Raw genomic sequence first — 24431 nt, 5'->3', positions numbered from 1 at the left:
GGTGCGCAGCAGCGTGCTGGTGACCCATATGGCGTCGTCCGGAAGCCGCTGCGCCAGCGCCTCGAACAGGGGGCGGTCGGACCAGTCGCACGGGTGATCGGTCTGGCCGTAGATGCGGCCGTCGTTGACGCGCACGGGCGCATGGCGCACCCACCACCAGCGCGTCACGGTGCTCACGGTCATGGCTGGCCGATCCAGCGGCCGATGACCGAGGGGTCGGTGGACAGGGCCAGAAGCATCGCCGTCTCCGTCGTCTGCTGCGTCGCTCCGAGAACGTCGCCGGTGTAGCCGCCGACCTGCCGGCGCGCAAGCAGCGCCAGGGCGACCGTCGCGATCGCCGCCGCCGCCGCCGCGCGGGCCGCGGCGAGAGGTCCGACGGCGGTCGCGGCGAGGCCGAGGCCGAGCAGCAGCGCGATCGCCGCCGTCGCGCCCGAAGGGCGTCCGAGCCCGGCGCCGAGCCCGTCGCTGCGTGCCGGCGGCAGGGCGATCGCGACGGCCGGGACGGTGGCGCGCGACAGCGCCCCGGCGGCGGCGAGCGCGGCGCAGGCCGCGCCGGGCGCGAGCGCGGCCAGCGCCGCCACCTTCAGCGCCAGCGCGAGGCCGAGCGCCAGCACGCCGTAGGTGCCGATGCGGCTGTCGCGCATGATCGCCAGCCGCTCGGCCGGCGTCCGCCGGGCACCGAAGCCGTCGGCGGTGTCGGCGAGGCCATCCTCGTGCAGGCCGCCGGTGAGGAGCGCGGCGGCGGCCAGCGCCAGCAGCGGGCCGGCCACCGCCGGCAGGCCGGCGGCATCGGCGGCGACGAGGACCAGTCCAGCGGCGAATCCGAGGAGCGCCCCGACCAGGGGGCAGACGCGCAGGGAGCGCGCCGCCGCGCCCGGCACCGGCGGCGCCGGGTCGCCCGGCAACGGCACGCGGGTCAGAAGCTGTCCCGCCCGCCGAAGGTCGGCGAGCCAGGCGGCGGCACGGAAATCGTCGGGCGGGGCCGGGTCCACGGGCGCCAGCAATAGCCCGGCGGACGGCGGGGCCGCCATACCGACCGAGGTTGACCGGCCCCCCCATCGGTCCTATGCGGGGGACGCCACCGACCCCAGGACCCCATGCCAGACCCGATCGCCACGCTCGACGAGATGCGCCGCATCCTCGCCATGCTGCCCGGCCCCGATCTCGCCGCCGGCGCCGCCGCGGCCGAGCGCGAGCGCCCGGGGGCCAAGCCCCCCGGCGCCGGCGGCCCGCGGGTGGCGGGGGGGGGTGTTTTTTTTGTTTGTGTTTTGTCTGGGTGGTGTTTGTTGTGGGGGGGGTCAATTTTTTGCCCCGGGGCCCCACCCCCCCGCGCCGGGGGGTTATTTCCCCCCCCCCCACAGTCCCTCCTTCACCAGCCTTCCTCCCCCCCTTGCAAAAGGCCTTTCCGGCGTTCAAATGCAACAACGCCCGGGGCGTCCTGAGGACGCTCCGGGCGTTGCGGAACAGCTCGCCTAAACTGGCTGACAGCTGATTAGATCTTGCCGACCAGGTCCAGGGACGGGGACAGGGTCGCTTCGCCCGGGGTCCACTTGGCGGGGCACACTTCGCCCGGGTGGGAAGCCACGTACTGGGCGGCCTGCACCTTGCGCAGCAGCTCCTTGGCGTCACGGCCGATGCCCAGGTCGTGAATCTCGGCGACCTTGATCACGCCTTCCGGGTTGATCACGAAGGTGCCGCGCAGGGCCAGGCCCTCTTCTTCGATCATCACGTCGAAGTTGCGGGTGATCGTGCCGGTCGGATCACCGATCATCGGGTAGTTGATCTTCTTGATGGTCTCGGACGCGTCGGCCCAGGCCTTGTGGGTGAAGTGGGTGTCGGTGGACACGGAGTACACCTCGACGCCCAGCTTCTGGAATTCGGGATAGACATCAGCCAGGTCGCCCAGCTCGGTCGGGCAGACGAAGGTGAAGTCAGCAGGATAGAAGAAAACGACGGACCACTTGCCCTTCAGGTCGGCGTCGGAAACCGGAACGAACTTGCCATTGCTGAAAGCGGTAGCCTTGAACGGCTTGATTTCGGTATTGATCAGGGACATAGCTGTTTCCTTCACGGGTTGATGAATTCTGGAGATCACATGATAGGCCCGACAGCCCTATCGCTCAAATTGATTAGAGAAATAATCTGAATTGAGAAAAGCTATCGAGCACCGCACGCCAAGATGCCGACGAACCAGTGCGAAAATTCTAACGGTATTCGGGAAATTTGAAAGGCCATGCGACTGACACGTTCGCCGCAAGCGGGGCGAGTACCCCGTGGGGGGGGGGGGAAAAGCCCCGGGGGGGGGGTGCCGCGCCAGAGGGGGGATGTAATAGCCCCCCCCCCCGCCCCCGCCCGGGGGCCCCGCACGGGGGGCGACCCCCCGGGGGGGGCTATTTCTGGCGCCGGGGGCTGTCTGCGCGGCGCGTGGGGCCTATTTATTCCCCCCCCACGGCTACACACATCCCCACGCGACACGGCGTGAGCCGGCCCCGGCCGGCCCACCGACACCTTCTTCAGCGGCGTGACAGTTCCGCAGCCGCCCTGTAATGCCGGTTGGCATCCTCGGTCCGCTCGATGCGTTCGGCCAAGTGGGCAAGCTCGACATGAGCCTCCCACCCGGGCGCGATGGCCAGCGCCGCCTCCAGGTAGCTTTCGGCCTTGCCCCACAATTGGGACTGCACGCACAAGCGACCCAGGGTCAGCAGCAATTGCGGGTCGCGCGGATGTTGCCTGAGCCACTCCTCCGCCTTGATCAACCGGCCTCGGATGTCGCCGTCGCTACAACGGCCATACACACCAGCCAGCGTGGAATCCCATTCGCCGGCGAGGCTGGTCTCGATGACCTTCTGGGCACTATCGCTGTCACCGGCGGCGATCAACGCCCGGGCAAGCTCGGTCACCACTGCCGCATCCCGTTGCTCGTCCCGCGGCACACCCTGCCAATAGGCCAGCAATGCCTGGGCATCGCCAACACGCTGGCGCAGGCCTTCCTGGTGAGCACGGCGCTTGACCGGCTCGGCCTGGTCCGGACGCAGGGCCTTGACCTTGACCAGCTGGCGCACCAGGCGCACTGCCTCCACCCAGTTCCCCTCGGCCTGGGCAGTGCGCAGCGCCAGGCGCAGGGCCGCGATATGGCGCTGGCCACCTGCCTGGAGGTCCGCAATGCGTTCAGCCGCCTCATCGAACCGGCGCCCCTCCACCGCCAGCTCAGCCTCGGTCATCAAACGCGCGACGCGGACCTCCCCATCGTGCTCTGCAGCCTTGGCCAGCCAGTGGCGGTAGCGTTCGTCATCGCGCATCGAATGGGCCGCCCGGGCTGCCATCAGCGCAGCCAGGCCCGGCGACTCATTGGCCTCATAAGCAGCCGTGGCCTGCTTGAGGGACTGACCAAAGCGCCCTTCGATGCGCAACCGGGTCGCGTCATAGAGCGCCTGGGATGCGCGCTCCTTGCTCTTTCGGGCACGGAAACGCTGCACCGCGCCGGGCAGAGCCATTGTCCGCGATACCAGCCGGGACGCACCGTAGAGCATGCCGAAACCACCGAGCAACAGCAGGATCAGCAGGTTGAGGGAAATCTGCACCCGGTACGGCGGCCACACCAGCAGTGCATAACCTTCGTTGTAATGGCCGGCCACCGCAAGACCAGCGGCAAGGGCGAACAGGCCGAGCAACCACAGCAATCCACGCATCACCGACCTCAGTTCTTCTTGGCCGGCTTGCCGGAATGGGCCGCCGCAGCCTGGGCCGCCTCGGCGCGCTTCTCGGGCACCACCAGCAGGCCGCGCAAGGCGGCCTGGCTGGCCTGCAGGGTCGGCAGATCGACCCCGACCGGCGCCTTGCGCAGTTCGGCCAGATCCTGCGCGGCGGCCTGGACCGCCGAATTGCGCGCGTCAAAGTAGCGTTCCAGCCACTGGGCGGCCAGCCTCACGTCCTCGCGGAAGGTATTGCCGTCCCGCGACAGCAGGGCCAGGCGCGCATTAAGCAGGCGCAGCTTGAGGTTTTCGCGCAGGAACACCGCATTGCTCGGTGCCAGCAGAGCCGGATCCGGCCGGTCCATGCGCTCGATGCGAACCAACTGGCTGAACTCGGCCCAGAAATCCAGCCACAGCCCCTTCAACCAGCTGATCTCGGCGCGGTCGACCTTGGCTTCGTCAGCCTTGGGCTTGGCCTCGAAGGCCAGCGGCAGGTTATCGAGACGACCGATCAGGGTTTCCAGCTTGAGGACCATCCCGCCAGCATCCACCTGCGGCAGGGCCTTGAGGGTTTCGATGTCGCCGGCCAGGGCCTTGCGCAGCGGCAGCCACTGGGGACGGTCGATGTTGCCGAGCCGGGCGTCGGCGGTCTGCAGCGCGAACAGCGCGGCCTGCACGTTGCCAGCCAGCTGCAACTGCTGCACGGCGATCGCCACGGCCTGGTCGACTTCGCCCAGCACGCGGTCGTCGCGGGTACGGGAGAAATCCTGGTACATGGCCTCCAGGGCCGCCTGCTGCCCCTGGGAGTCGTTCAGGCGCGCCTCCAGCGCACCCACCTTGCCCTGCAGTTCCTGCAGGCGGTCCTGGGCTTCCTTGGCGAGGACTCGTCCCTCCTTGGCGAGGTTGTCGCCGTCGGAGGTACGACGCGTCAATTCATCCTGCAGGTCAGCAATCCGCGTGCGGGTATCAGCCCATTGCCAGCCCAGCAGGACCAGCGCTACGACGCCGACGATGAGGGTGGAAGCACGCCGCGAAGTGGGCGCCGGCGACGCCGGCTGGGCGGCATCGATGGAGGGAAGGCTCGGAATTTCGTTGCTCATGAAAACGAGTTTAACCCGGATAAGTAGTGTGTTTGCGGTCGGAGAAATGGCCGACGAGGCCCTCGATGAGCCCCTGGTCGCCCGCTCCGGTGGCAATCACCGTGGAAAAGCCGGCCTCCCGCGCCGCCGTGGCGATCCGCGGGTGGGGCACAAAGACCGGAATCTCCCGCAGCGCGGGGATCTCCGGCAGCGCCCGCAGGTAGCCGACGCTCTCGCTGCTAGTCAGCGTCAGGGCGTCAAGGCGCCCGGCGCGGGCACGTGTGAGAATGGGCCCAAAATCGTCCGCCGGGCCGCTGCGGTGATAGCAGGTCAGGTATTCGACGCAGGCACCGCGGGCCTTGAGGGTATCGCCGAGCAGATCGCGCCCGCCATCACCGCGCAGGATCAGCACCCGGCGGCCGGCCACCGCCGCGGGCTGGAAGGCCGGCAAAGCCAGCACGGCCTCGCTGTCGAAGCCATCGGAAGGAGCGATAACGCCGCTGAAGCCACGCGCCGCCAGCGCCGCCTCGCTACCCTTGCCGACGGTTGCCACCGAGACATCGTCCGGCCACCTACCGAGCACCGGCAGCATCGCATCGAGGGCAAGATGCACCGCGTTGGGGCTGACGAAGAACACCAGTGCGAAGTCGCCGAGGCGCCGGGCGGCGGCCTGCAAGGGTGACGGATCCGCCACCGGCGAAATGGTCAGCAGCGGAAAGCGCAGGGGCTCGCCCCCCAGCGCGGCAAGCGCCGCGCACAGGCTGTCTGCCTGCCCTGCCGGACGGGTGATGAGGATGGAGCGCCCGGCGAGGGGCAACTGGCCGACGGCCATGATCGAAAGGCTACAGGCCGGCGAGGATCTCGTCGGCACCATCGGCCCGCAGGTCTTCGGCCAGCGCCAGGCCGAGGGCCTCCGGCTGATCGATGGGACCACGCCGCTCGGCACGGGCGATGCGGGAACCATCAGGCAGCGCAACGAAGCCACGCAGCCACAGCTGGCCGTCCTGCACCTCGGCATAGGCGCCCAGCGGCACTTCGCAGCTACCGGCCAGCGCCCGCGAGGTGGCGCGCTCGGCGCGCACGCAGGCGGCGGAATGGGGATTGGCCAGTGGCGCGATCCACTCCGCCACTTCGGGGCGATCGGCCAGCGCCTCGATGCCCAGCGCCCCCTGGCCAGCCGCCGGCAGAGAAACCTCGGACGGCAGCGTGGAACGGATGCGGCTGGCGAGGCCGAGGCGGGTCAGGCCGGCGGCGGCGAGGATGATCGCGTCGTACTGGCCTTCGTCGAGCTTGCGCAGGCGGGTGTCCAGGTTGCCGCGCAGGCTGGTAACCGCCAGCATCGGGTACTGGGCGTGGATCTGGGATTCGCGGCGCAGGCTGGAGGTACCCACCACGGCACCCGGCGGCATGTCGTCGAGGCTCGCGTACTTGTTGGACACGAAAGCATCCAGCGGCACTTCGCGGTCGGCGATGGCGACCAGCGCGAACTCGGGCGCGAGGGTCATCGGCACGTCCTTCATCGAATGCACGGCAATGTCGGCAGCCCGGTCGAGGAGCGCAGTTTCCAGTTCCTTGACGAACAGGCCCTTGCCGCCCACCTTGGCCAGCGGTCGGTCGAGGATCTGGTCGCCACGGGTGGTCATGCCCAGCAGTTCGACGCGACAGGACGGATATAGGGCTTCAAGACGGGCTTTGACATGCTCGGCCTGCCACAGGGCGAGGCGGCTTTCACGGGTGGCGATGACGATGCGGTCGGGCGTAGAGGCGCTCACGGTATTCGGGCTCGGCTGGCGTAAATGGGCGGTTCGGGGAATGGACAAGGCGGAACCCCACGGGCAAGCTGCGGGCTTGCGCAACGCAACAATCAGGGTAGGCACCTATGGCGACCATTCGGGTCTGGATTCTAGCATGGCCCCCTTGTGCGCCTCCCGCGCAGACCGTAACCGACAGGACAGGATTCCGCCCCCGATGAGCGAACAGACAAGCAGCGAAGACAAGGACCTCCCCCTCCGTGACGACATCCGCCTGCTCGGCCGCGTGCTCGGCGACACCGTGCGCGCCCAGGAGGGCGAAGCGGTGTTCGACCTGGTCGAGACCATCCGCCAGAGCTCGATCCGCTTCCGCCGCCACGAGGACCACGCCGCCCGCCGCGAACTCGAAGCCACGCTGGACTCTCTCTCCCGCGACCAGACCATCGACGTGGTGCGCGCCTTCAGCTACTTCTCGCACCTGTCCAACATCGCGGAAGACCAGCACCACATCCGCCGCTCCCGCGCCCACCAGATCGCCGGCTCCGCGCCGAAGGAAGGCAGCCTGGCCCACGCCCTCGAGCGGGCCTTCGAGGCAGGCATGGGCAGCGCCGAACTGGTGTCCTTCTTCGATACGGCAAATGTGGTGCCCGTCCTCACCGCCCACCCGACCGAGGTCCAGCGCAAGAGCATCCTGAATTGCCAGATGGCGATCGCCCGCCTGCTCGACGAGCGCGACCGCATGCAGCTCACCCCCGACGAACAGGAAGCCAATGACGAAGCCCTGCGCCGCGCGGTACTGACCCTGTGGCAGACGCGCATGCTGCGCACCGAGAAGCTGTCGGTGATGGACGAGGTAAGCAACGGCCTGTCCTACTTCGACTACAGCTTCCTGCGCGAACTCCCGCGCCTCTACGCCAACGTGGAAGACCGCCTGGCGGCCCGCGACCGCAGCTGGGGCGCACTGGAGCTGCCCAACTTCATGCGCGTCGGCAGCTGGATCGGCGGCGACCGGGACGGTAACCCCTTCGTCACCGCCGAGATCCTCGAGAAGGCCCTCGCCACCCAGGCCGAGAAGGCCCTGACCTATTTCATGGACGAGGTGCATACCCTTGGCTCCCAGCTGTCCATCGCCCAGGGCCTGGTCAGCGCGTCCGATGCGCTGCTGCGCCTCGCCGCCGCATCGCCGGACGGCTCGCCGCACCGTAGCGACGAGCCCTATCGCCGCGCACTGACTGGCGTCTATGCGCGCCTCGCCGCCACTTATGCCCAGCTCCTCGGCCACCAGCCGCCGCGCCACGCGGTTGCGCCGGCCGCGCCCTACGGCAGCCCGGAAGAACTCGCCGACGAACTGGAAATCGTGCACCGCTCCCTCACCGCCAACGGCCTCGGCACCCTCGCCCGCGGCCGCCTGCGCCACCTGCGCCGGGCGGTGTCGGTGTTCGGCTTCCACCTCGCACCGATCGACCTGCGCCAGAACTCCGACGTGCATGAGCGCGTCGTCGCCGAACTACTGAAGGCCGCCGACCCGGCGAAGGACTACCTGGCCCTCGACGAAGCCGGCCGCATCGAGATGCTGCTGGAAGAGCTGGCCACCGCCCGCCCGCTGGCGTCGCCGTGGATCGAATATTCCGAAGAGAGCCGCGGCGAGCTGGCGATCTTCCGCGCCGCACGCGCCGCCCACCTGCGCTATGGCAAGGCTGCAGTGCCGAACTGCATCATTTCCAAGACCGACGACGTCTCCGACATCCTCGAAGTCGCCGTGCTGGCCAAGGAAGCTGGCCTGCTGCGCCCGGCCGAAGGCGCGCTGGACGTGAACATCATCCCGCTGTTCGAGACCATCGGCGACCTACAGAACGCCGCCGGCGTGATGGACCGCCTGTTCTCCCTGCCCGCCTACATGGCCCTGCTGGAGTCCCGCCGCAAGGAACAGGAAGTCATGCTGGGCTACTCCGACAGCAACAAGGACGGCGGCTTCCTAACCTCCGGCTGGGAGCTCTACAAGGCCGAGATCGGCCTGGTGGATACCTTCGCCCGCCACGGCGTGCGCCTGCGCTTGTTCCACGGCCGCGGCGGCTCCGTCGGCCGCGGCGGCGGCCCAAGCTACCAGGCCATCCTGGCCCAGCCGGGCGGCGCGGTGCAGGGGCAGATCCGCCTCACCGAGCAGGGCGAAGTCATCGCCTCCAAGTACGCCAACCCGGAAGTCGGCCGCCGCAACCTGGAAGTGCTGGCCGCGGCCACGCTGGAAGCCACGCTGTTCGCGCCGCGTGATCCGGCCCCGCGCCCCGAATACCTGGAAGCCATGGACGAGTTGTCGGACGCCGCCTTCAAGGCCTACCGCAACCTCGTCTATGAGACCGACGGCTTCGAGCGCTATTTCTGGGAGTCCACGGTGATCTCGGAAATCGCTGCGCTCAACATCGGCAGCCGCCCGGCGTCCCGCAAGAAGTCCACCGCCATCGAAGACCTGCGCGCCATCCCGTGGGTGTTCAGCTGGGCGCAGTGCCGCCTGATGCTGCCGGGCTGGTACGGCTTCGGCTCGGCGGTGCACGCCTACATTGCCAAGCACGGCGACGCCGGCCTGGCCCGCCTGCAGGCGATGCACAAGGAGTGGTCCTTCTTCTCGACGCTGCTGTCCAACATGGACATGGTGCTGGCCAAGAGCGACATCGCGATCGCCAGCCGCTACGCCGATCTGGTCAAGGACGGCGCGCTGCGCGAGGCGATCTTCCCGCGCATCGCCAAGGAGCACGCCAGCACCATCGAGATGCTGCTGACCATCAGCGGCCAGGGCGAGCTGCTCGACGCCAACCCGCTGCTCAAGCGCTCGATCCGCAACCGCTTCCCCTACCTCGACCCGCTCAACCACGTGCAGGTCGAGCTGCTGCACCGCTACCGGGAAGGGCACCAGGACGAGCGCGTGCGGCGCGGCATCCACCTGTCCATCAACGGCATCGCCGCCGGTCTGCGCAACAGCGGCTGATACACGGTGCCGGGGGCCGGCATTCCGGCCCCCGGGCTGGCCCCCACCTACACCGCGTACCGGGTTACCCAATCTCCATCCGCTCGACGGCCGGATTGAGGATCTGCACCACCTCACGGGCCACCCCGATGACGGCCCGGCTCTGGTCGGTCATCGCCGACACACGCTCGACGCTGCCGGTCAGGTGGGCCACCGCCCCCTCCTGCTCCTTGGACACCGTTGACAATGTCCTGGGTCGCCGCGCCAGTCCGCTCGGCCAGCTTGCGCACCTCGTCGGCCATCACCGCAAGGCCACACCCCTGTTCGCCGGCCCCCGCCGCCTCGATGACCGCGTTGAGGGCCAGCAGGTTGGTCTGGTCGGCGATCTCGCGGATCACGCCGGAAATGCGGGAGATCTCGGCCGACTGGGTGCCGAGGAACTCCGGACGCAACGAGCGCAGCCGGCTCGCGGAAGGAGCGAGCCGGCTGCTGCATGTCGCAAGGGAAAGCGCCGGACGGCGCAGCACACCGTCCGGCTGGCACGGGGGCTTAGACCGCGCCGCGGGCTTCCCGCTTGGCGTCGGTGGCCAGGCCCATCACCTCGGCGAGAGTGAGCTTGTCGAGCTTGGGCTTGCGGGAGTTCAGACCGTCCACCAGGGTCACGACCTTCTGGGAGGCGGTCTGCCCCTTGAAGTCTTCCTTCTCATAACCGATCAGGTCGGCCAGTTCGTTCCAGGTCATGCCATCCTGCAGCGGGATCAGCTCGACGCTGGCGCCGTTGAAATCGAACAGCACCTGCTTGGCAACGTTGACCACGAACAGGATCGCCCTGGTGCCTTCGGTGAAGTCCGGACCGTACTTGGCCAGCAGCGGCTCAAGCAGGTCGAGCTGATCGAGAGAGCCGGACAGGAACACCAGCTTGTCGCCAGCGGCGAGGGACACGCCCTGCTTCAGCACGGCCTTCGGCGCATTGCGGCGGCCCTGGGCGTCACCGATTTCCCCTTCGATCACCACCAGCTCGCCGCGATAGGCAGCCTTGTCGCCAACGGCTTCCTTGAAGTTCATGTTGAAGAGGAGTTGGTCTTTTTCGTAGCGGTCGTACAGCATGGCGGCTTCCTTGGCAGGTAGATGGCAAATGGCCATTACTCTGCAAAAGAAATGCCAGCCGGTATGAAAACGGCCATGCCTTGCAGCACAAGGCTTTCCGCGCCATCGGCGAACACGGCTACTTGTCGCAAAGACGACAATGGTGCATCCGCGACGCGCGCAGAAAAGACAAGCCCGGCCGATCGGCCGGGCTTGTCTTTGCCCATTCAGCGTGAATCGAACCAGCACCAGCCAAAAGACTCAGCCGGACACGCCGGCAGGGCGCCGGCGTGATGAACGCTCAGCGCTTCCCGCGCGGCCGCCCCGCCGCAGGCGCCGGTGGCTTGCGGACTTCCGGCGGCGCCCGCCTCGCACCGACAGGGCTGGCCGCCTTGCCGCCGCTCTTGCGCGGCGCACCGGCCGCGCACTTGCGTCCTTCACCGCGGTCGAGGATCACCGGCTGGTCTCGCGGCACCAGATGGCGCGGCGAGGCGCCGATCAGGTCGCCACGCCCCATCGCCCGCAGGGCTTCGCGGATCAGCGGCCAGCCTTCCGGATCGTGGTAGCGCAGCAGCGCCTTGTGCAGGCGGCGCTGGCGGCCGGACTTGGGCGTATCCACCGCCTCGGATCCTGCGGACACCTTGCGCAGCGGGTTCTTGCCGGAGTGGTACATGGTGGTGGCCATCGCCATCGGCGTCGGCATGAAGGTCTGCACCTGGTCGAGCTTGAAGTTATTGCTCTTCAGCCACAGCGCCAGATTAACCATGTCCTCGTCCGTCGTGCCCGGGTGAGCCGCGATGAAGTAGGGAATCAGGTGCTGCTTCTTGCCGGCCTCCTTCGAGAAGCGCTCGAACATCTCCTTGAAGCGCTCGTAGGTACCGATACCCGGCTTCATCATCTTGGAGAGCGGGCCGTCCTCGGTATGCTCGGGGGCGATCTTGAGCAAGCCGCCGACGTGGTGGGTGACCAGCTCCTTCACGTATTCCGGCGAGCGCACGGCGAGGTCGTAACGCAGGCCAGAGCCGATCAGCACCTTCTTCACGCCGGGGATCGCCCGTGCCTTGCGGTACAGCTGGATCAGCGGGCCGTGGTCGGTGCCGAGGTTCTCGCAAATGCCCGGGAATACGCAGGACAAACGCCGGCAGGAAGACTCGATCTTCGGGTCCTTGCAGGCCATCCGGTACATGTTGGCGGTAGGACCGCCGAGGTCGGAGATGGTGCCGGTGAAGCCCGGCGTCTTGTCGCGGATCTCCTCGATCTCCTTGAGGATGGAGGCCTCCGAGCGGCTCTGGATGATGCGGCCTTCGTGCTCGGTGATAGAGCAGAAGGTACAGCCGCCGAAACAGCCGCGCATGATGTTGATCGAGAAACGGATCATGTCCCAAGCCGGGATACGCGCCTCACCATAGCTCGGGTGCGGCCGGCGCGCATAGGGCTGGCCGAAGACCCAGTCCATCTCCTCGGTGGAGAGCGGCACAGGCGGCGGGTTGAGCCATACGTCGCGGCAGCCGGGGCCGACACCGTGGGCCTGGACCATCGCGCGGGCATTGCCGGGGTTGGACTCCAAGTGGAAGGTGCGCGACGCGTGGGCGTACATCACCTTGTCGTCCTTCACCACCTCGTAGGCTGGCAGGCGGATGACCTGGTGGGCGCGTGCGGCCTTGCGGGCGGCGACGCGCTCGGCGGCCGGCACGATGCGCACCGGCAGAGCGCCATCCGGCGGCGTCGGAGCGGTCTGCTGGGGCTCCATTGCATAGGGATCAGGATGGGGCTCGACCGGGCCGGGCCGATCGATGGCAACAGAGTCGATCTCGACGAAGCCCTCCGGGCGCCAACCCGGCTTGACCATGAAGGCCGTACCGCGCAGGTCGCGAATCTGCTCGATCGGCTCGCCGGCAGCCAGACGATGGGCCAGCGCGATCACCGCCCGCTCTCCGGAGCCGAAGATCAGCAGGTCGGCCTTGGAGTCGGGCAGAACCGAACGGCGCACCTTCTCGGACCAGTGATCGTAATGGGCGATGCGGCGCAGGCTGGCCTCGATACTGCCGATTACGATGTTGGCGTCCGGATAGGCCTCGCGGGCACGCTGCGCATAGACCACCACCGCCCGATCGGGGCGCTTGTCGGGCAGCGCGTCCGCCGTATAGGCGTCGTCCGAGCGCGGCTTGCGATCGGCCGTGTAGCGGTTGATCATCGAATCCATGTTCCCGGCGGTGATGCCGTAGAACAGGCGCGGCTTGCCGAGGGCACGGAAGGCGTCGGCGGAATGCCAATCCGGCTGGCTGATGATGCCGACGCGGAAGCCCTGAGCCTCCAGCGTGCGACCGATCAACGCCATGCCGAAACTGGGATGGTCGATGTAAGCATCGCCGGTGACGACGACGATGTCGCATTCGTCCCAGCCGAGCGCGTCCATTTCCGCCCGGCTCATGGGCAGGAAAGGCGCCCGCTTCAGCTCGGGACGGTGACGGGGATAAGAAAGCAAAGAGGGGGTGGTGCCAGGTTTTTCCATGGGCGCGATTGTACGGGAGCCCTCGTTGGAACACCCGCGCAAGCGAATGTTCCGGCAGAGAAACACGCCTCCGTGGGAGCCAATTCATTCACCCCCGCAATCCACCAGCAACAACCCTCCGCCCGTTGCCAGCAGATGCCCCATCTACACCCCCAGGGCCTCTTTCACCGCGGGCCACTGGCGGCGGCTGACCGGCAACTGCTCGGTGACGCCATCGAACAGCACGACCCAGTGGGCCTCGCCGTCCTCGCCAGTGGTGGCACGAGCCACGCCCTTCACGGCCTGGGCGGCAATCAGGCAGTTGCGGTGGATACGCAGGAAGCGGCCGGCAAATTCCTCTTCAAGCTGCACCAGGGATTCGTCGAGCAGGTATTCCCGTTCGCGGGTGCGCGCCACCACGTATTTCTGTTCGGCCTTCAGGAACAGCACGTCGGCCACCGGCACCAGCAAGATCCGCCCACGCTCGCTGACGCTGAAATGCCCGCGGCCGGCCGGAGCCAGCTGGCGCAAGGTCTCTTCAGACGGCCGCTGGTGGCGCCGCACCTTGGCCAGCGCATCGGCCAGGCGGCTGGCCCGGACGGGCTTGAGCAGGTAATCCACCGCCGCCAGCTCGAAGGCGCGCACCGCGTATTCATCGTAGGCTGTGGTGAACACCACCGCCGGCGGCTGCTCGAGCCTGCCGAGATGACGAGCCAGTTCGATGCCGTTCATGACCGGCATGCGGATGTCGGTCAGCACCAGGTCCACGCGTTCCTGCTCAAGCATGCCCAAGGCCTCGACGCCATTGGCGGCCGCGCCGACGATGCGGGTCGGATGCCCCTCGGCGATATCACCAAGCAGGTCCTGCAGGCGCGCCCGCGCCGGGGCCTCGTCATCCACGATCAGTACGGCAAGAGGGGGCACGGCATTCATCGGACAGTCCGAAAAGGCAGGCGGATGCGCACACGGTAAACGTCGCCTGCTTGCTCGACGTCCAGACTCGCTTCCAGATCATAAAACAGCATAAGGCGCTCGCGGATGTTATCCAGCGCCATGCGGTTGCCCGCATGATGGGTAACCGCGCCGCACAGGGGATTGATGATCTCGATGCAGACCTCGGCACCGCGGCGGGCGGTGGCAATGACCACCGTCCCGCCCGCCGCTCCCGGCTCGATGCCGTGATAGACGGCGTTCTCGACCAGCGGCTGAAGCATCAGGGGCGGCACCAGCGCAGCATCAGCGGCCGGATCGCGCGACCAGTCCACCACCAGCCGCTCGCCAAGGCGCAGGCGCTCGAGATTCAGGTAGCGCTCGCACAGGAGCACTTCGTCGGCCAGCGGAACCAGATCGCGGTTGTCCTGCATCAGCGCACGGAACAGATCGGACAATTCCTCCAGGGCCTCTTCGGCACGACGCGGATTGGAGCGCAGCACACCCAGTACACCGTTCAGGCTGTTGAACAGGAAGTGCGGCCGGATCCGTGCAGTCAGGGCCATCAGGCGGGCTTCGGCCAGCGCCGGGGCATAGGTGGCGCCCCGGTGATGGAAATAGGCCAGCACACAGCCGAGGGCCATCCAGGACCAGAATACAGAGCGTCCGAGGCCGTAGCCGTCCACCGGGGCCAGCAGGACATGGGCGACCACCGCGACCGCCAGGACGATCCCGCCGGCCGCGATCAGCCCCCCTGGTGCCGGCAGCCGGCCCAGCAGGGGTTGGACCAGGAACAGCAACGCAATCGACAGGATCAGCGGAAATTCGACCCGCATCGCCATGTCGAGCACGTCCTGCCCAAGGCGCTCGCCGACCTCGCTACGAACCAGCACCGCCAGCAGCGCCAGGGCATTGACGAGCACCAGGATGCGCAGCACGACCCCCAGGTTGCGGAAGTCTGGCAACGCCCCCTGGTAGCGCACGCGGCCGGCAAGCTGCGGGTTTTGTTTTATACTCATGGGTCAAAAATCAGGCCAAAACCTTGAATCCACGGGATTCTCCACGGGCATAGGCCTTCTTAATCGCAGAGAGCATTGGCAATTATGGCAGATCAATCCGCGCCGCAGGACGGCCCCAAGGCCTGGTCCGGCCGCTTCTCCGAACCCGTTTCCGACCTGGTGAAGCGTTACACCGCCAGCGTGTTCTTCGACAACCGCATGGCCGCCCAGGACATCCGCGGCTCCCTCGCTCACGCCAAGATGCTGGCCAAGCAGGGCATCATCGGCGCCACCGACCTGGCCGACATCGAGCGCGGCATGGCGCAGATCGTCGACGAGATCGAGCGCGGCGAGTTCAACTGGAACCTGGACGACGAAGACGTCCACCTCAACATCGAGAAGCGACTGACCGCGCTCGTCGGCGATGCCGGCAAACGCCTGCACACCGGCCGCAGCCGCAACGACCAGGTCGCCACCGACATCCGCCTCTGGCTGCGCGACGCCATCGACACCATTCTTGGCCTGATCAGCGAATTCCAGCTGGCCGTCCTCGATCTGGCAGAGCACCATGCCGACACCCCGCTGCCCGGCTTCACCCACCTGCAGGTCGCCCAGCCGGTCACCTTCGGCCATCACTTGATGGCGTACTACGAGATGACGCGCCGTGACGCCGAGCGCTTCACCGATTGTCGCAAGCGGGTCAACCGCCTACCGCTGGGCTCCGCCGCGCTGGCCGGCACCACCTACCCGATCGATCGGGAATACGTGGCCGAGCTGCTGGGCTTCGAGGAGGTCTGCTTCAACTCCCTCGACGCGGTGTCCGACCGGGACTTCGCGATCGAGTTCAGCGCCGCCGTGTCGCTGCTGATGACCCACCTGTCGCGCCTATCGGAAGAACTCATCCTGTGGATGAGCCCGCGGGTCGGTTTCATCGACCTCGCCGACCGTTTCTGCACCGGCAGCTCGATCATGCCGCAGAAGAAGAACCCGGACGTACCCGAGCTGGTCCGTGGCAAGACCGGCCGTGCCAACGGTAACCTGATCGCGCTGCTGACCCTGATGAAGGGCCAGCCGCTGGCCTACAACAAGGACAACCAGGAAGACAAGGAGCCGCTGTTCGACTCCGCGGACACCGCCATTGACACCCTGCGCATCTACGCCGACATGATGGGTAGCCGCGTCGAGAACGGCGAGAAGGTCTTCAACGTGCGCGTCAAGCCGGCCGCCATGCAGTCCGCGCTGACCCAGGGTTACGCCACCGCTACCGACCTGGCCGACTACCTGGTCAAGAAGGGCCTACCCTTCCGTGACGCCCATGAGGCCGTCGCACTGGCTGTGCGTGCTGCTGACGCCAAGGGCTGCGATCTGCCGCAAATTCCTCTCGAGGAGTTGCGCGCAGCGATGGCCCATGTAGCCGGTGCCGTCGAACGTCTTGACGAGGATGTGTTCCAAGTATTGACGGTCGAAGGTTCGCTGGCTGCCCGTGACCACGTCGGCGGTACGGCCCCGAACCAGGTGCGCGCAGCCATCGCTCGCGCCCGCGCTCGTCTGGCCTGAGGAGAGGCATGATGGAAAGGATCGGCAAGTACGAGATCCGGCGTTTGCTCGGCGAGAGCGCAACGAGCGCCGTCTATCTCGGCTTCGATCCTTTCAGCCAGCGCGAGGTGGCAATCAAGCGCCTCCACCCGGAGATCCTGCGCAGCACGGACCGCACCACGCTCTACCACCATCTGCTGCTCAACGAGGCCTCCCTCGCCGGCAAACTGCAGCATCCGCACATCGCCCAGATCCACGATGCGGTCATCGAGGACCGGGATGCCTATGTGGTGATGGAGTACGTGCCCGGCGGCACTTTGGAAGCTTTCACCAAGCCGGACAATCTGTTGTCCTTCGAGCGCCTGGTGGAGATTATCTTCAAGTGCACACGGGCCCTCGACTACGCCTACCTGCAGGGCGTCACGCATCGGGACATCAAGCCGGCCAACATCCTGCTCACCTCACCGACCGGCCAGGACATCAAGGTATCCGACTTTGGTGCGGCGATTTTTACGGCTAGCGAAACCACCCAGGTATGCGGTCTCGGCTCGCCGGCCTACATGTCTCCGCAGCAGGTCCGCGAAATGCCGCTGGATCACCGCACCGACATCTACTCCCTTGGCGTGGTGATGTACCAGCTACTGACCGGGCAACTGCCCTTCCAGGCCAGCACCAACGTCAACCTGCTCTACCAGATTGCCAACCAGATCGCGCCGCCACCGTCGAGCCTCCGTCCGGAGATTCCGCCGGAGCTGGACGCCATCGTCGTGCGCGCGATGCAGAAGGATCTGTCTGCCCGCTACGCGACCTGGATGGAGTTTTCCCATGACCTGGCCCAGGCCTACCGCAACCGCAACCTCGCCGCAGACGACCGCCAGGAACCCCCGGACAGCGCGAAGTTCGAGCGCCTGCGCGCCTTCCGCTTCTTCCGTGAATTCAGCGACATTGAGATCTGGGAGATCGTGCGCTTCGCGGAATGGAAGCTGATCCCGACCGGCACCCTAGTCATGAAGGAAGGCGAGCCGGGCAACCACTTCTGCATTGTCGTGGATGGAGAGCTTCGCATCGTCAAGAAGGGCCACCTCCTCAACGTCCTCAGCGCCGGCGACTGCTTCGGCGAGATGGCCTTGTTCACCGCAGGGCGCGGCGCCCGCACCGCCTCGGTAGAGGCCACCGCCGACACCCACATTCTGATCATCAGCGCGCCGGCCCTGTTGCGCGCCTCGGCCTTGTGCCAGATGCACTTCTACAAGGGCTTCCTTGAAGTCCTAGCAACCCGTCTGTCCCTGGCCAACAGCCGGATCTCCAGCGTCTGAAGGAAATGAGTACAAAAGCAAACGGGGCGGCCAATGGCCGCCCCGTTTGCTTTTGGCTTTCAGCCCAGCCTGGTTCAGGCCTGCGCTTCGTCCAGCAGCTTTTTCAGCTCACCGGAATCGAACATTTCCTTCATGATGTCCGAACCGCCAACGAACTCACCCTTGATGTAGAGCTGCGGAATAGTTGGCCAGTTGGCGTATTCCTTGATGCCTTGGCGAATGCCCTCGTCGGACAGCACATCGACGGAGAACAAGTTCTGCACGCCGGAAACCTTGAGGATCTGAGCCGCTGCAGCAGAGAAGCCACAGCGCGGCATGGCGGGCGTACCCTTCATGTACAGCACGACCGGGTGGGTGGTGACTTGTTCGTGAATGATCTTTTGAACGTCCATCTTGGTCTCGCAAATAGAATAGTTGAGCAATTCAGTCGGGTAAGTCTAGGCCTGACAGAGGAAGGCGTCAAGGGCGGCACCCATAGCTCGTCCTTTCGATACCGGCCAGATCCAAGGCCGACGCCACCTCCTGGAAGCCAGAGGAAACAAGCAAGTCACGGACCATTGCTGCCTGATCGTAGCCGTGCTCCATCAGCAGCCAGCCACCAGGCGCGAGGAAAGCTGGGGCCTCACGCACAATCCGGCGCAAATCGTCGAGCCCGGCAGGCCCCGATGCCAGTGCCGTGCGGGGCTCGAAACGCACGTCACCGATGTTCAGGTGCGGATCCTCGTCGGCAATATAGGGCGGATTGCTGACAATGAAATCAAAACCTGTCGCATCGACTGCGGCAAACCAGTCGCTCTCGATGAAACGTACCTCAGCACCGAGGCTTGCCGCATTGCCATGCGCAACGGCGAGCGCGGCCGGAGACAAGTCCACCGCCGTCACCCGTGCTTCCGGAATTTCCAACGCCAGCGTTACCGCCAGCGCACCACTGCCCGTTCCCAGATCCAGGATACGCGGCGCCCCCCTGGAACCAATCCGCTCGCGGACCAGGTCGACGATGAGTTCAGTTTCAGGGCGCGGAATCAGCACCGCGGGGCTCACCTTAAAACGCCGTCCGTAGAACTCCCGCTCTCCGAGGATGTAGGCCATCGGTTCGCCGGCCCCCCGACGTTCGACCCAAGCCGCATAGTGCGAAGACTGCTCGGTCGACAAGCCGCGTTCCGGATAGGCCGCAACCTGGGCAGCCCCGATGCCAAGCAGCCGGCACAGAAACATGCGCGCCTCGCTGGCCGGAATGCGACCGCGGGCCGCGGCCAATGCAGAACCGATGCTTAGCTCAGGCATTCTCGTCGGCCAACGCCGCCAGGAGTTCCGCCTGATGCTCGGCGGTCAGCGCCGCGATGACTTCATCCAGTTCGCCCTGCATCACCGCGTCGAGCTTGTAGAGCGTCAGGTTGATGCGGTGGTCGGTGAGCCGGCCCTGCGGGTAGTTGTAGGTCCGGATGCGCTCGGAACGATCGCCACTACCAACCAGGCTCTTGCGGGTCGCGGCCTCACGGGCCTGCTGCTCGCGCACCTGGATATCCTTGATCCGCGCCGCCAGCACGCGAAGCGCAGAAGCCTTGTTCTGGTGCTGGGAACGCCCGTCCTGGCACTCCGCCACGATGCCGGTGGGAATATGGGTGATTCGCACAGCCGAGTCGGTCTTGTTGATGTGCTGGCCGCCCGCACCGGAAGCCCGGAAAGTATCGATACGCAGATCGGCCGGGTTGAGCTCCACGTCGCCGACTTCATCGGCTTCCGGCATCACGGCCACCGTACATGCGGAGGTATGGATACGCCCCTGGGTCTCGGTGGCAGGCACCCGCTGCACGCGGTGGCCACCGGATTCGAACTTCAGGCGGGAGTAGGCGCCATTGCCGGCAACCCGGACGATGACTTCCTTGTAGCCACCCAGCTCGGAATCACTGGCCGAAATGATCTCGACACGCCAGCCCTGACGCTCCGCGTAACGGGTGTACATGCGCAGCAGGTCACCGGCGAACAGGGCCGCTTCGTCGCCGCCAGTGCCGGCACGGATTTCCAGGAACAAGTTGCGCTCGTCGTTGGGATCACGGGGCAGCAAGGCGGTCTGCAATTCACCGTCGATACGCACCTGAGTGGCTTCAGCCGCTTCCAGCTCCGCGACAGCCAGCTCCTTCATCTCAGGGTCGGCCAGCATTTCCCGGGCAGTGGCCTCGTCGTCCAGAGCTTGGCAGAACTCGCGGTAAAGGGCGACGACCGGTGAGATCTCGGCATGCTCCCGGGTCAGCTTGCGGTAGTTGTCCATGTCACTGGCAGCCTCGCTGCTGGCGAGCAGGCGATCGAGTTCCTGCAGACGGTCAGCAAGATTGTCCAGCTTGTCGCGGATTCGCTGTTTCATTGGCGTGGGGCCTGCGATTGCAGGCGAGGACGACCAGCCCGAAAAGGCTAATGGTCTCTGTGGAGATTGAAGATACGCTGGACCAGTTCGGCACTGTCGCCCCGCTGGTCGCCCTCCGCATCGTTCAGAAAACGCGTCGGGGCATGCATGAACTTGTTAGTCAGGCCGTGGCTGAGAGCCTCAAGCACCTGCTGCGGATCGTCGCCCCGGGACAGAAGGCGCATGGCCCGTTCGAGTTCGGCACGACGCAATTCGTCGGCGTGAGAACGCAGCGCCCGAATGGTCGGCACCGTATCGCGGCTGTCGAGCCAGTGCAGGAAGCCATCGACCCGTTCGTCGATGATGGTCTCGGCCTCAACCACCGCAGCTTGGCGGGATTCGAGCCCGGAATCCACCACCTGTGCCAGGTCGTCTACCGTGTAGAGGAACACGTCGTCGAGCCCGGCAACTTCAGCCTCGATATCCCGGGGAACGGCGAGGTCCACCATCACCATGGGACGGTGACGACGTGCCTTGAGGGCACGCTCAACCATGCCAAGGCCAATGATGGGCAGCGGGCTACCGGTACAGGACACCACGATGTCGTAGCCAGCCAACGCCTCGCCAACCTGGTCGAGACGCAACACGTCACCACCGAAGCGTGCCGCCAGATCTTCAGCCCGTGACTGGGTGCGGTTGGCAATGGTCAGGCGGCGCGGCTTGGCGCCACCGAAGTGGGCCGCGCACAACTCGATCATCTCGCCAGCACCGACAAACAACACCTTCTGATCACTGACCCGCTCGAAGATGCGCTCAGACAGATGCACGGCAGCCGCAGCCATCGATACGATGTTGGCGCCGATCGCCGTCGTGGAACGAACCTCCTTGGCCACGGAGAAAGTGCGCTGAAAGAGCTTGTGCATCGTCGCACCAAGCGTCCCCGCCTCCTCGGCCTGGCGCACCGCATCCTTCATCTGCCCGAGAATCTGCGGTTCGCCGATGACCATCGAATCGAGCCCGCTCGCCACCCTGAACACGTGGCGGATCGCATCCCGCTGCGGAAAGGTATAGAGGTAAGGAGAGATGTCCTTCAGCGCAACGCGGTGATACTCGGCAAACCAGTCGGCAGCATGCTGGGGCTGCTGGGTCGCGAAATATAGTTCGGTACGATTGCAGGTGGACAGGATCGCTGCTTCCTTCACCGGTTTGGCCTGCACCAGGTCGGCCAACGCCTGCACCAAGCGCTCAGGACGAAACGCGACCTGTTCGCGGATCGACAGGGGCGCGGTGTGGTGGTTCAAGCCGAGGGCAAAAAGCTGCACGGGAAAAGCCAAGCAGTGGCGAAATTCTGCAAAGCCGGATTATATCACCCGAAAATTTGGCGATAAGCTCGCTTCGTTACCGTCAATCGGGCATGACCGCCTCGGCCAGCATCCAGCTGCGAAAAGCCTGGACCTCCGGGCGCTCCCGGACCGCGTCGGAAATCACTAGATGATAGGCGTAGCTGGAAGGCATCGACACATCGAAAGGCAGGATCAGACGACCTGCGGCCACTTCCGCCTCGATGAGCGGACGTAGGATCAAGGCCACTCCCTGCCCACCCAAAGCAGCCTCCAGAACAAGCGCGGTACTCGAGAAACGCGGCCCCCGGTGGACATCGATACCGGACACGCCCGCCAAACGGAACCACTCGGCCCAACTCGGCCGACAGGTCTCGTCCGGCAAGGACTCATCGTGGATCAGTACCAGGCGGCTCACATCCGCAGGCGTGATTAACGGTCCTACGCGAGCAATCAGCTCCGGGCTGCACACGAGCATGTAATCGGGCACCAGGATCAAATCACTCTGGAAGCCGGCATATCGCCCTAGCCCGAAACGTACTGCCACATCGGTAACTTCTCCATGCAAATCGACATACGAATCCATCGGCACGCCCATGCCGTCAATGCTGGCCTCGCTGCTGCTCAGGCGCAATTCGATCTCTGGATGCACGCCTGCAAAACGCGGTAGTCGCGGCACCAGCCAGCGCAATGCAAAGAATGGCGGGACACGTACGGTCAAGGCACGTGGCCCGTCTCGACGCGTCGTTTCTACAGCTGCGACTAGACAAGCCAGGCCCTCGTTCACCTTCGGCAGCATTGCGATGCCCGCATCCGTCAACTCCAGGGCACGGGGGAGGCGTCGAAACAAAGGAGTGTCGAGATAGGTTTCAAGCGTCTTGATCTGCTGGCTCACCGCAGCGGGAGTTACAAAAAGTTCTGCAGCAGCCCGTTTAAAGCTGAGATGACGGGCCGCAGACTCAAATGCCCGCAACGCCTGGAGAGGTGGCAAACGATAGCTCATCACGTCAACGAATAAGCAAAGCTTAATCGTAGCATTACAAATACTCGTTTGCTGCACTGCAACACTGGAAATATATTGACGATACGGCGCGCCCAAATAGTCTGCCGTCCGCCTTCCTCCCCTCCCTTGCCAGGTGGCAGGCCGCGCCAACCCCTATCTGAAAGGACTACTCCATGAGCTTCATCGAACTGCGTGACCTCCTTGCCAGGCAACTGGACCAACGAGTCGAGGCCGAGCGCAACAACATCATGGGCGGAAACCAAAACACCACCGAAGATGACACCTATTTTAAGGAAGTATTCGCCGGCAACGTGCTCTGAACCATCCCCTGGCGCTCTTCGAGGCACCAACATACGGCTTACAAATCCATACGACTCGTTACACCCGTCCGTCAGCCAGTCTTCTACAGTTGAATAACAAGCCGTCGGCCCCAACCGACAACAGAGAGTAACTGGAGAACAGCATGAAGAGGATGACGAGAACCCTGGTACTCGTGTTGGCGATGAGTACTTTCACGGGCTGCTCGAATATGAGCACGCGAGACAAAAACACTGCCATCGGCGCAGCAATTGGCGGCGTAGCCGGTTCCGTGCTGACAGGCGGCAGTACGAGTGGCACGATTGGCGGCGCGGCCGTGGGAGGTGTCATCGGCCACCAGATCAAGCGCTGACACCAGGATGGCGACAGCTGCTCACTCAGGTAGCCTTCCCCACTAGGCGGCGGCGCGTTTCGTCCGCCGCCGTATCTCAGTCAGAGTTCGTCAGGGCCGCCATCTCGCGGTCTAGTACCGTAGCATCTCCAAGATTAAGCTCAACGAGGCGCCGCAAATGGGTGATGCTGTCCAGGTCGATTTCCCTGCACTGCATCCCGACGTGCAGTTGCCCTCCCACGACTTCCACATGGGCGATCGCGCCGATCATCAACACCACGGCGGCCCCAGTCCCCGATAGAGCCAGCCGCAACTCACACCCTTCACCACGCTTGGCGGCGCGTGACACATCGCCGATAGCCGGACACGCGAGCAAAGCCCCCTTCAGGGACAGATCAAGCACCTCACACGCCAATCCATGGCCGGCCAACTGCAGCATCGCGCCTTCCTGGAAGTGAACACGGCTGAATTTCCTGCGTTGTTCGCTGTGCATTCGTCGCCTCTCGCATACTGAATACTGACGCCATCCGGCACACGCGGTGCGATCGGACAACCCCTTCATTCACCCTTGAAAACCGGCCTCCGCTTTTCCTTAAAGGCCAACATACCTTCTACGTAATCACGGCTGTTATACACCACTCTACGTAGCCCCTGAATGCGCTCGAAATCTTCAGGGGCCATAGCATGTGCACCAGCCAACGTCCGCAGCTGCACCTTCATCACCGCAATCGACAAGGGGCATTAGCCGCAATACGACGTGCCATTCCATTGATAGTCGTCTCCAACTCCGCCTTGGGCACAACATGATTGATCACGCCCAAACTGCATAAACGCGCCGCTGGCAATGGATCAGCACTAAACAGCATCTCCTTGGCAAGGCGCAGGTTTGCAGCGTTGAGAAAAGTCAGCAAGCCCCCTACATTGTAGGGCACGCTCAGTTTGGCCGGCGTAGCTGCAAACGTTACGCCATCGGCGGCCAAATCAGGTCACAGGCAAAAACGGTCTCACACGCGCCGCCCCAGACGCTCCCCTCGATCATTGCAATGATCGGCGCAGGAAAATTCTCGATATCTCGAATGAGCTTGCGCAAAGGGTCGCGCCATGCAAGTGGGTCCTGACCAGGACCTGGCGATTCATTGATGTCGTGCCCTGCCGACCATACGTTACACCCGACCTAGCCCACAACCCCACACAGAGCCCCCCCGGACCGCGTAAGACTCCATCGCGCCGCAAAGCGCCTGAACCATCTCCTCGCACAGC

25 protein-coding genes and 1 pseudogene are annotated in these 24431 nt (G+C 65.4%); 5 read left to right on the top strand and 21 right to left on the bottom strand.

Going from position 1 to position 24431, the window contains the following annotated elements:
- The 7 genes from ACE3RX_RS21820 to hemC form a co-directional block, all read right to left on the bottom strand.
- A partial coding sequence (locus ACE3RX_RS21820) for a hypothetical protein (RefSeq protein ID WP_374487078.1) occupies window positions 1-183 on the bottom strand: 183 nt, incomplete at its 3' end.
- Window positions 180-992, bottom strand: a complete 813-nt coding sequence (cobS, locus tag ACE3RX_RS21815) for an adenosylcobinamide-GDP ribazoletransferase (RefSeq protein WP_374487077.1) — start codon at window positions 990-992, stop codon at window positions 180-182. The genes ACE3RX_RS21820 and cobS, both read right to left, overlap by 4 nt.
- 500 nt (window positions 993-1492) lie before the next feature.
- On the bottom strand, window positions 1493-2056 hold the full coding sequence (gene ahpC / locus ACE3RX_RS21810) for an alkyl hydroperoxide reductase subunit C (protein ID WP_374487076.1): 564 nt from the start codon (window positions 2054-2056) through the stop codon (window positions 1493-1495).
- Between the two features lie 457 nt (window positions 2057-2513).
- On the bottom strand, window positions 2514-3689 hold the full coding sequence (locus tag ACE3RX_RS21805; protein WP_374487075.1) for a heme biosynthesis HemY N-terminal domain-containing protein: 1176 nt from the start codon (window positions 3687-3689) through the stop codon (window positions 2514-2516).
- 8 nt (window positions 3690-3697) lie between these two features.
- Window positions 3698-4792, bottom strand: a complete 1095-nt coding sequence (locus tag ACE3RX_RS21800) for a uroporphyrinogen-III C-methyltransferase (protein ID WP_374487074.1) — start codon at window positions 4790-4792, stop codon at window positions 3698-3700.
- 10 nt (window positions 4793-4802) lie between these two features.
- A complete protein-coding gene (locus tag ACE3RX_RS21795) occupies window positions 4803-5603 on the bottom strand; it encodes a uroporphyrinogen-III synthase (protein WP_374487073.1) in 801 nt (266 codons plus the stop codon).
- A gap of 10 nt (window positions 5604-5613) precedes the next feature.
- On the bottom strand, window positions 5614-6543 hold the full coding sequence (gene hemC, locus ACE3RX_RS21790) for a hydroxymethylbilane synthase (protein WP_374487072.1): 930 nt from the start codon (window positions 6541-6543) through the stop codon (window positions 5614-5616).
- A 196-nt stretch (window positions 6544-6739) separates the two neighbouring features.
- On the opposite strand from hemC, the gene ppc reads away from it, so the two are divergent.
- Entirely contained in the window at window positions 6740-9502 is a 2763-nt protein-coding gene (ppc, locus tag ACE3RX_RS21785; protein WP_374487071.1) for a phosphoenolpyruvate carboxylase, read from the top strand.
- Window positions 9503-9726: 224 nt separating this feature from the next.
- Here the strand turns inward: ppc and ACE3RX_RS21780 are convergent.
- The 6 genes and pseudogenes from ACE3RX_RS21780 to ACE3RX_RS21755 form a co-directional block, all read right to left on the bottom strand.
- Window positions 9727-9903 (bottom strand): annotated as a pseudogene (locus ACE3RX_RS21780) (methyl-accepting chemotaxis protein); the annotation flags it as partial.
- Between the two features lie 127 nt (window positions 9904-10030).
- Window positions 10031-10624: a hypothetical protein gene (locus tag ACE3RX_RS21775; protein WP_374487070.1), complete on the bottom strand. Its 594-nt coding sequence runs from the start codon at window positions 10622-10624 to the stop codon at window positions 10031-10033.
- Window positions 10624-10794, bottom strand: a complete 171-nt coding sequence (locus ACE3RX_RS21770; RefSeq protein WP_374487069.1) for a hypothetical protein — start codon at window positions 10792-10794, stop codon at window positions 10624-10626. Before ACE3RX_RS21770 ends, ACE3RX_RS21775 begins: the two co-directional genes overlap by 1 nt.
- A 74-nt stretch (window positions 10795-10868) precedes the next feature.
- The gene (locus tag ACE3RX_RS21765; protein ID WP_374487068.1) at window positions 10869-12998 is read right to left on the bottom strand and encodes a YgiQ family radical SAM protein; all 2130 of its coding nucleotides are present in this window, start codon (window positions 12996-12998) and stop codon (window positions 10869-10871) included.
- A 225-nt stretch (window positions 12999-13223) separates the two neighbouring features.
- Window positions 13224-13991, bottom strand: coding sequence for a LytR/AlgR family response regulator transcription factor (locus ACE3RX_RS21760; protein ID WP_374487067.1), 768 nt, complete (start codon window positions 13989-13991; stop codon window positions 13224-13226).
- Window positions 13988-15007, bottom strand: coding sequence for a sensor histidine kinase (locus ACE3RX_RS21755; RefSeq protein WP_374487066.1), 1020 nt, complete (start codon window positions 15005-15007; stop codon window positions 13988-13990). The genes ACE3RX_RS21760 and ACE3RX_RS21755 overlap by 4 nt, the downstream gene beginning before the upstream one ends.
- Before the next feature lie 84 nt (window positions 15008-15091).
- On the opposite strand from ACE3RX_RS21755, the gene argH reads away from it, so the two are divergent.
- Both argH and ACE3RX_RS21745 read left to right on the top strand, forming a co-directional pair.
- Window positions 15092-16543 (top strand): argininosuccinate lyase, encoded by a 1452-nt coding sequence (gene argH, locus ACE3RX_RS21750; protein WP_374487065.1) that lies wholly within the window; start codon window positions 15092-15094, stop codon window positions 16541-16543.
- Window positions 16544-16554: 11 nt separating this feature from the next.
- Window positions 16555-17838, top strand: a complete 1284-nt coding sequence (locus ACE3RX_RS21745; protein WP_374487080.1) for a protein kinase — start codon at window positions 16555-16557, stop codon at window positions 17836-17838.
- Between the two features lie 74 nt (window positions 17839-17912).
- On the opposite strand, the gene grxD is transcribed toward ACE3RX_RS21745, so the two are convergent.
- The 5 genes from grxD to gcvA all read right to left on the bottom strand — a co-directional run bounded on the left by grxD (window position 17913) and on the right by gcvA (window position 22522).
- Window positions 17913-18230, bottom strand: a complete 318-nt coding sequence (gene grxD / locus ACE3RX_RS21740) for a Grx4 family monothiol glutaredoxin (RefSeq protein WP_374487064.1) — start codon at window positions 18228-18230, stop codon at window positions 17913-17915.
- A 67-nt stretch (window positions 18231-18297) separates the two neighbouring features.
- Entirely contained in the window at window positions 18298-19122 is an 825-nt protein-coding gene (gene prmC, locus ACE3RX_RS21735; RefSeq protein ID WP_374487063.1) for a peptide chain release factor N(5)-glutamine methyltransferase, read from the bottom strand.
- Window positions 19115-20200 (bottom strand): peptide chain release factor 1, encoded by a 1086-nt coding sequence (prfA, locus tag ACE3RX_RS21730; RefSeq protein ID WP_374487062.1) that lies wholly within the window; start codon window positions 20198-20200, stop codon window positions 19115-19117. Before prfA ends, prmC begins: the two co-directional genes overlap by 8 nt.
- 47 nt (window positions 20201-20247) lie before the next feature.
- Window positions 20248-21501 carry a glutamyl-tRNA reductase gene (gene hemA, locus ACE3RX_RS21725; RefSeq protein WP_374487061.1) on the bottom strand — a complete coding sequence of 418 codons (1254 nt, stop codon included), beginning with the start codon at window positions 21499-21501 and terminating at the stop codon, window positions 20248-20250.
- Between the two features lie 82 nt (window positions 21502-21583).
- Window positions 21584-22522: a transcriptional regulator GcvA gene (gene gcvA, locus ACE3RX_RS21720; RefSeq protein ID WP_374487060.1), complete on the bottom strand. Its 939-nt coding sequence runs from the start codon at window positions 22520-22522 to the stop codon at window positions 21584-21586.
- Between the two features lie 173 nt (window positions 22523-22695).
- On the opposite strand from gcvA, the gene ACE3RX_RS21715 reads away from it, so the two are divergent.
- Both ACE3RX_RS21715 and ACE3RX_RS21710 read left to right on the top strand, forming a co-directional pair.
- The gene (locus ACE3RX_RS21715; RefSeq protein WP_374487059.1) at window positions 22696-22842 is read left to right on the top strand and encodes a hypothetical protein; all 147 of its coding nucleotides are present in this window, start codon (window positions 22696-22698) and stop codon (window positions 22840-22842) included.
- 143 nt (window positions 22843-22985) lie between these two features.
- Window positions 22986-23192 (top strand): glycine zipper 2TM domain-containing protein, encoded by a 207-nt coding sequence (locus ACE3RX_RS21710; RefSeq protein WP_374487058.1) that lies wholly within the window; start codon window positions 22986-22988, stop codon window positions 23190-23192.
- Between the two features lie 76 nt (window positions 23193-23268).
- Here the strand turns inward: ACE3RX_RS21710 and ACE3RX_RS21705 are convergent, their stop codons facing one another.
- The 3 genes from ACE3RX_RS21705 to ACE3RX_RS21695 form a co-directional block, all read right to left on the bottom strand.
- The gene (locus tag ACE3RX_RS21705) at window positions 23269-23664 is read right to left on the bottom strand and encodes a PilZ domain-containing protein (protein WP_374487057.1); all 396 of its coding nucleotides are present in this window, start codon (window positions 23662-23664) and stop codon (window positions 23269-23271) included.
- Window positions 23665-23890: 226 nt separating this feature from the next.
- Complete coding sequence (locus tag ACE3RX_RS21700) at window positions 23891-24151, bottom strand: enoyl-CoA hydratase-related protein (protein ID WP_374487056.1); 261 nt, start codon at window positions 24149-24151, stop codon at window positions 23891-23893.
- On the bottom strand, window positions 24133-24312 hold the full coding sequence (locus ACE3RX_RS21695) for a hypothetical protein (protein ID WP_374487079.1): 180 nt from the start codon (window positions 24310-24312) through the stop codon (window positions 24133-24135). Before ACE3RX_RS21695 ends, ACE3RX_RS21700 begins: the two co-directional genes overlap by 19 nt.
- Between the last annotated feature and the right edge of the window lie 119 nt (window positions 24313-24431).

Origin of the sequence: Zoogloea sp., from assembly GCF_041914405.1 — a bacterium.
GTDB lineage: Bacteria > Pseudomonadota > Gammaproteobacteria > Burkholderiales > Rhodocyclaceae > Zoogloea.
This window is presented reverse-complemented; position numbering and strand designations above follow the sequence as displayed.

Excerpts from the sequence above, each read along its gene's own strand:
- ahpC (WP_374487076.1), bottom strand. The coding sequence starts at position 2,056 with ATGTCCCTGATCAATACCGAAATCAAGCCGTTCAAGGCTACCGCTTTC.
- ACE3RX_RS21805 (WP_374487075.1), bottom strand. The coding sequence starts at position 3,689 with ATGCGTGGATTGCTGTGGTTGCTCGGCCTGTTCGCCCTTGCCGCTGGT.
- ACE3RX_RS21800 (WP_374487074.1), bottom strand. The coding sequence starts at position 4,792 with ATGAGCAACGAAATTCCGAGCCTTCCCTCCATCGATGCCGCCCAGCCG.
- ACE3RX_RS21795 (WP_374487073.1), bottom strand. The coding sequence starts at position 5,603 with ATGGCCGTCGGCCAGTTGCCCCTCGCCGGGCGCTCCATCCTCATCACC.
- ppc (WP_374487071.1), top strand. The coding sequence starts at position 6,740 with ATGAGCGAACAGACAAGCAGCGAAGACAAGGACCTCCCCCTCCGTGAC.
- ACE3RX_RS21775 (WP_374487070.1), bottom strand. The coding sequence starts at position 10,624 with ATGGCCATTTGCCATCTACCTGCCAAGGAAGCCGCCATGCTGTACGAC.
- ACE3RX_RS21770 (WP_374487069.1), bottom strand. The coding sequence starts at position 10,794 with ATGGGCAAAGACAAGCCCGGCCGATCGGCCGGGCTTGTCTTTTCTGCG.
- ACE3RX_RS21765 (WP_374487068.1), bottom strand. The coding sequence starts at position 12,998 with ATGAGCCGGGCGGAAATGGACGCGCTCGGCTGGGACGAATGCGACATC.
- ACE3RX_RS21760 (WP_374487067.1), bottom strand. The coding sequence starts at position 13,991 with ATGAATGCCGTGCCCCCTCTTGCCGTACTGATCGTGGATGACGAGGCC.
- ACE3RX_RS21755 (WP_374487066.1), bottom strand. The coding sequence starts at position 15,007 with ATGAGTATAAAACAAAACCCGCAGCTTGCCGGCCGCGTGCGCTACCAG.
- argH (WP_374487065.1), top strand. The coding sequence starts at position 15,092 with ATGGCAGATCAATCCGCGCCGCAGGACGGCCCCAAGGCCTGGTCCGGC.
- ACE3RX_RS21745 (WP_374487080.1), top strand. The coding sequence starts at position 16,555 with ATGGAAAGGATCGGCAAGTACGAGATCCGGCGTTTGCTCGGCGAGAGC.
- grxD (WP_374487064.1), bottom strand. The coding sequence starts at position 18,230 with ATGGACGTTCAAAAGATCATTCACGAACAAGTCACCACCCACCCGGTC.
- prmC (WP_374487063.1), bottom strand. The coding sequence starts at position 19,122 with ATGCCTGAGCTAAGCATCGGTTCTGCATTGGCCGCGGCCCGCGGTCGC.
- prfA (WP_374487062.1), bottom strand. The coding sequence starts at position 20,200 with ATGAAACAGCGAATCCGCGACAAGCTGGACAATCTTGCTGACCGTCTG.
- gcvA (WP_374487060.1), bottom strand. The coding sequence starts at position 22,522 with ATGAGCTATCGTTTGCCACCTCTCCAGGCGTTGCGGGCATTTGAGTCT.
- ACE3RX_RS21715 (WP_374487059.1), top strand. The coding sequence starts at position 22,696 with ATGAGCTTCATCGAACTGCGTGACCTCCTTGCCAGGCAACTGGACCAA.
- ACE3RX_RS21710 (WP_374487058.1), top strand. The coding sequence starts at position 22,986 with ATGAAGAGGATGACGAGAACCCTGGTACTCGTGTTGGCGATGAGTACT.
- ACE3RX_RS21705 (WP_374487057.1), bottom strand. The coding sequence starts at position 23,664 with ATGCACAGCGAACAACGCAGGAAATTCAGCCGTGTTCACTTCCAGGAA.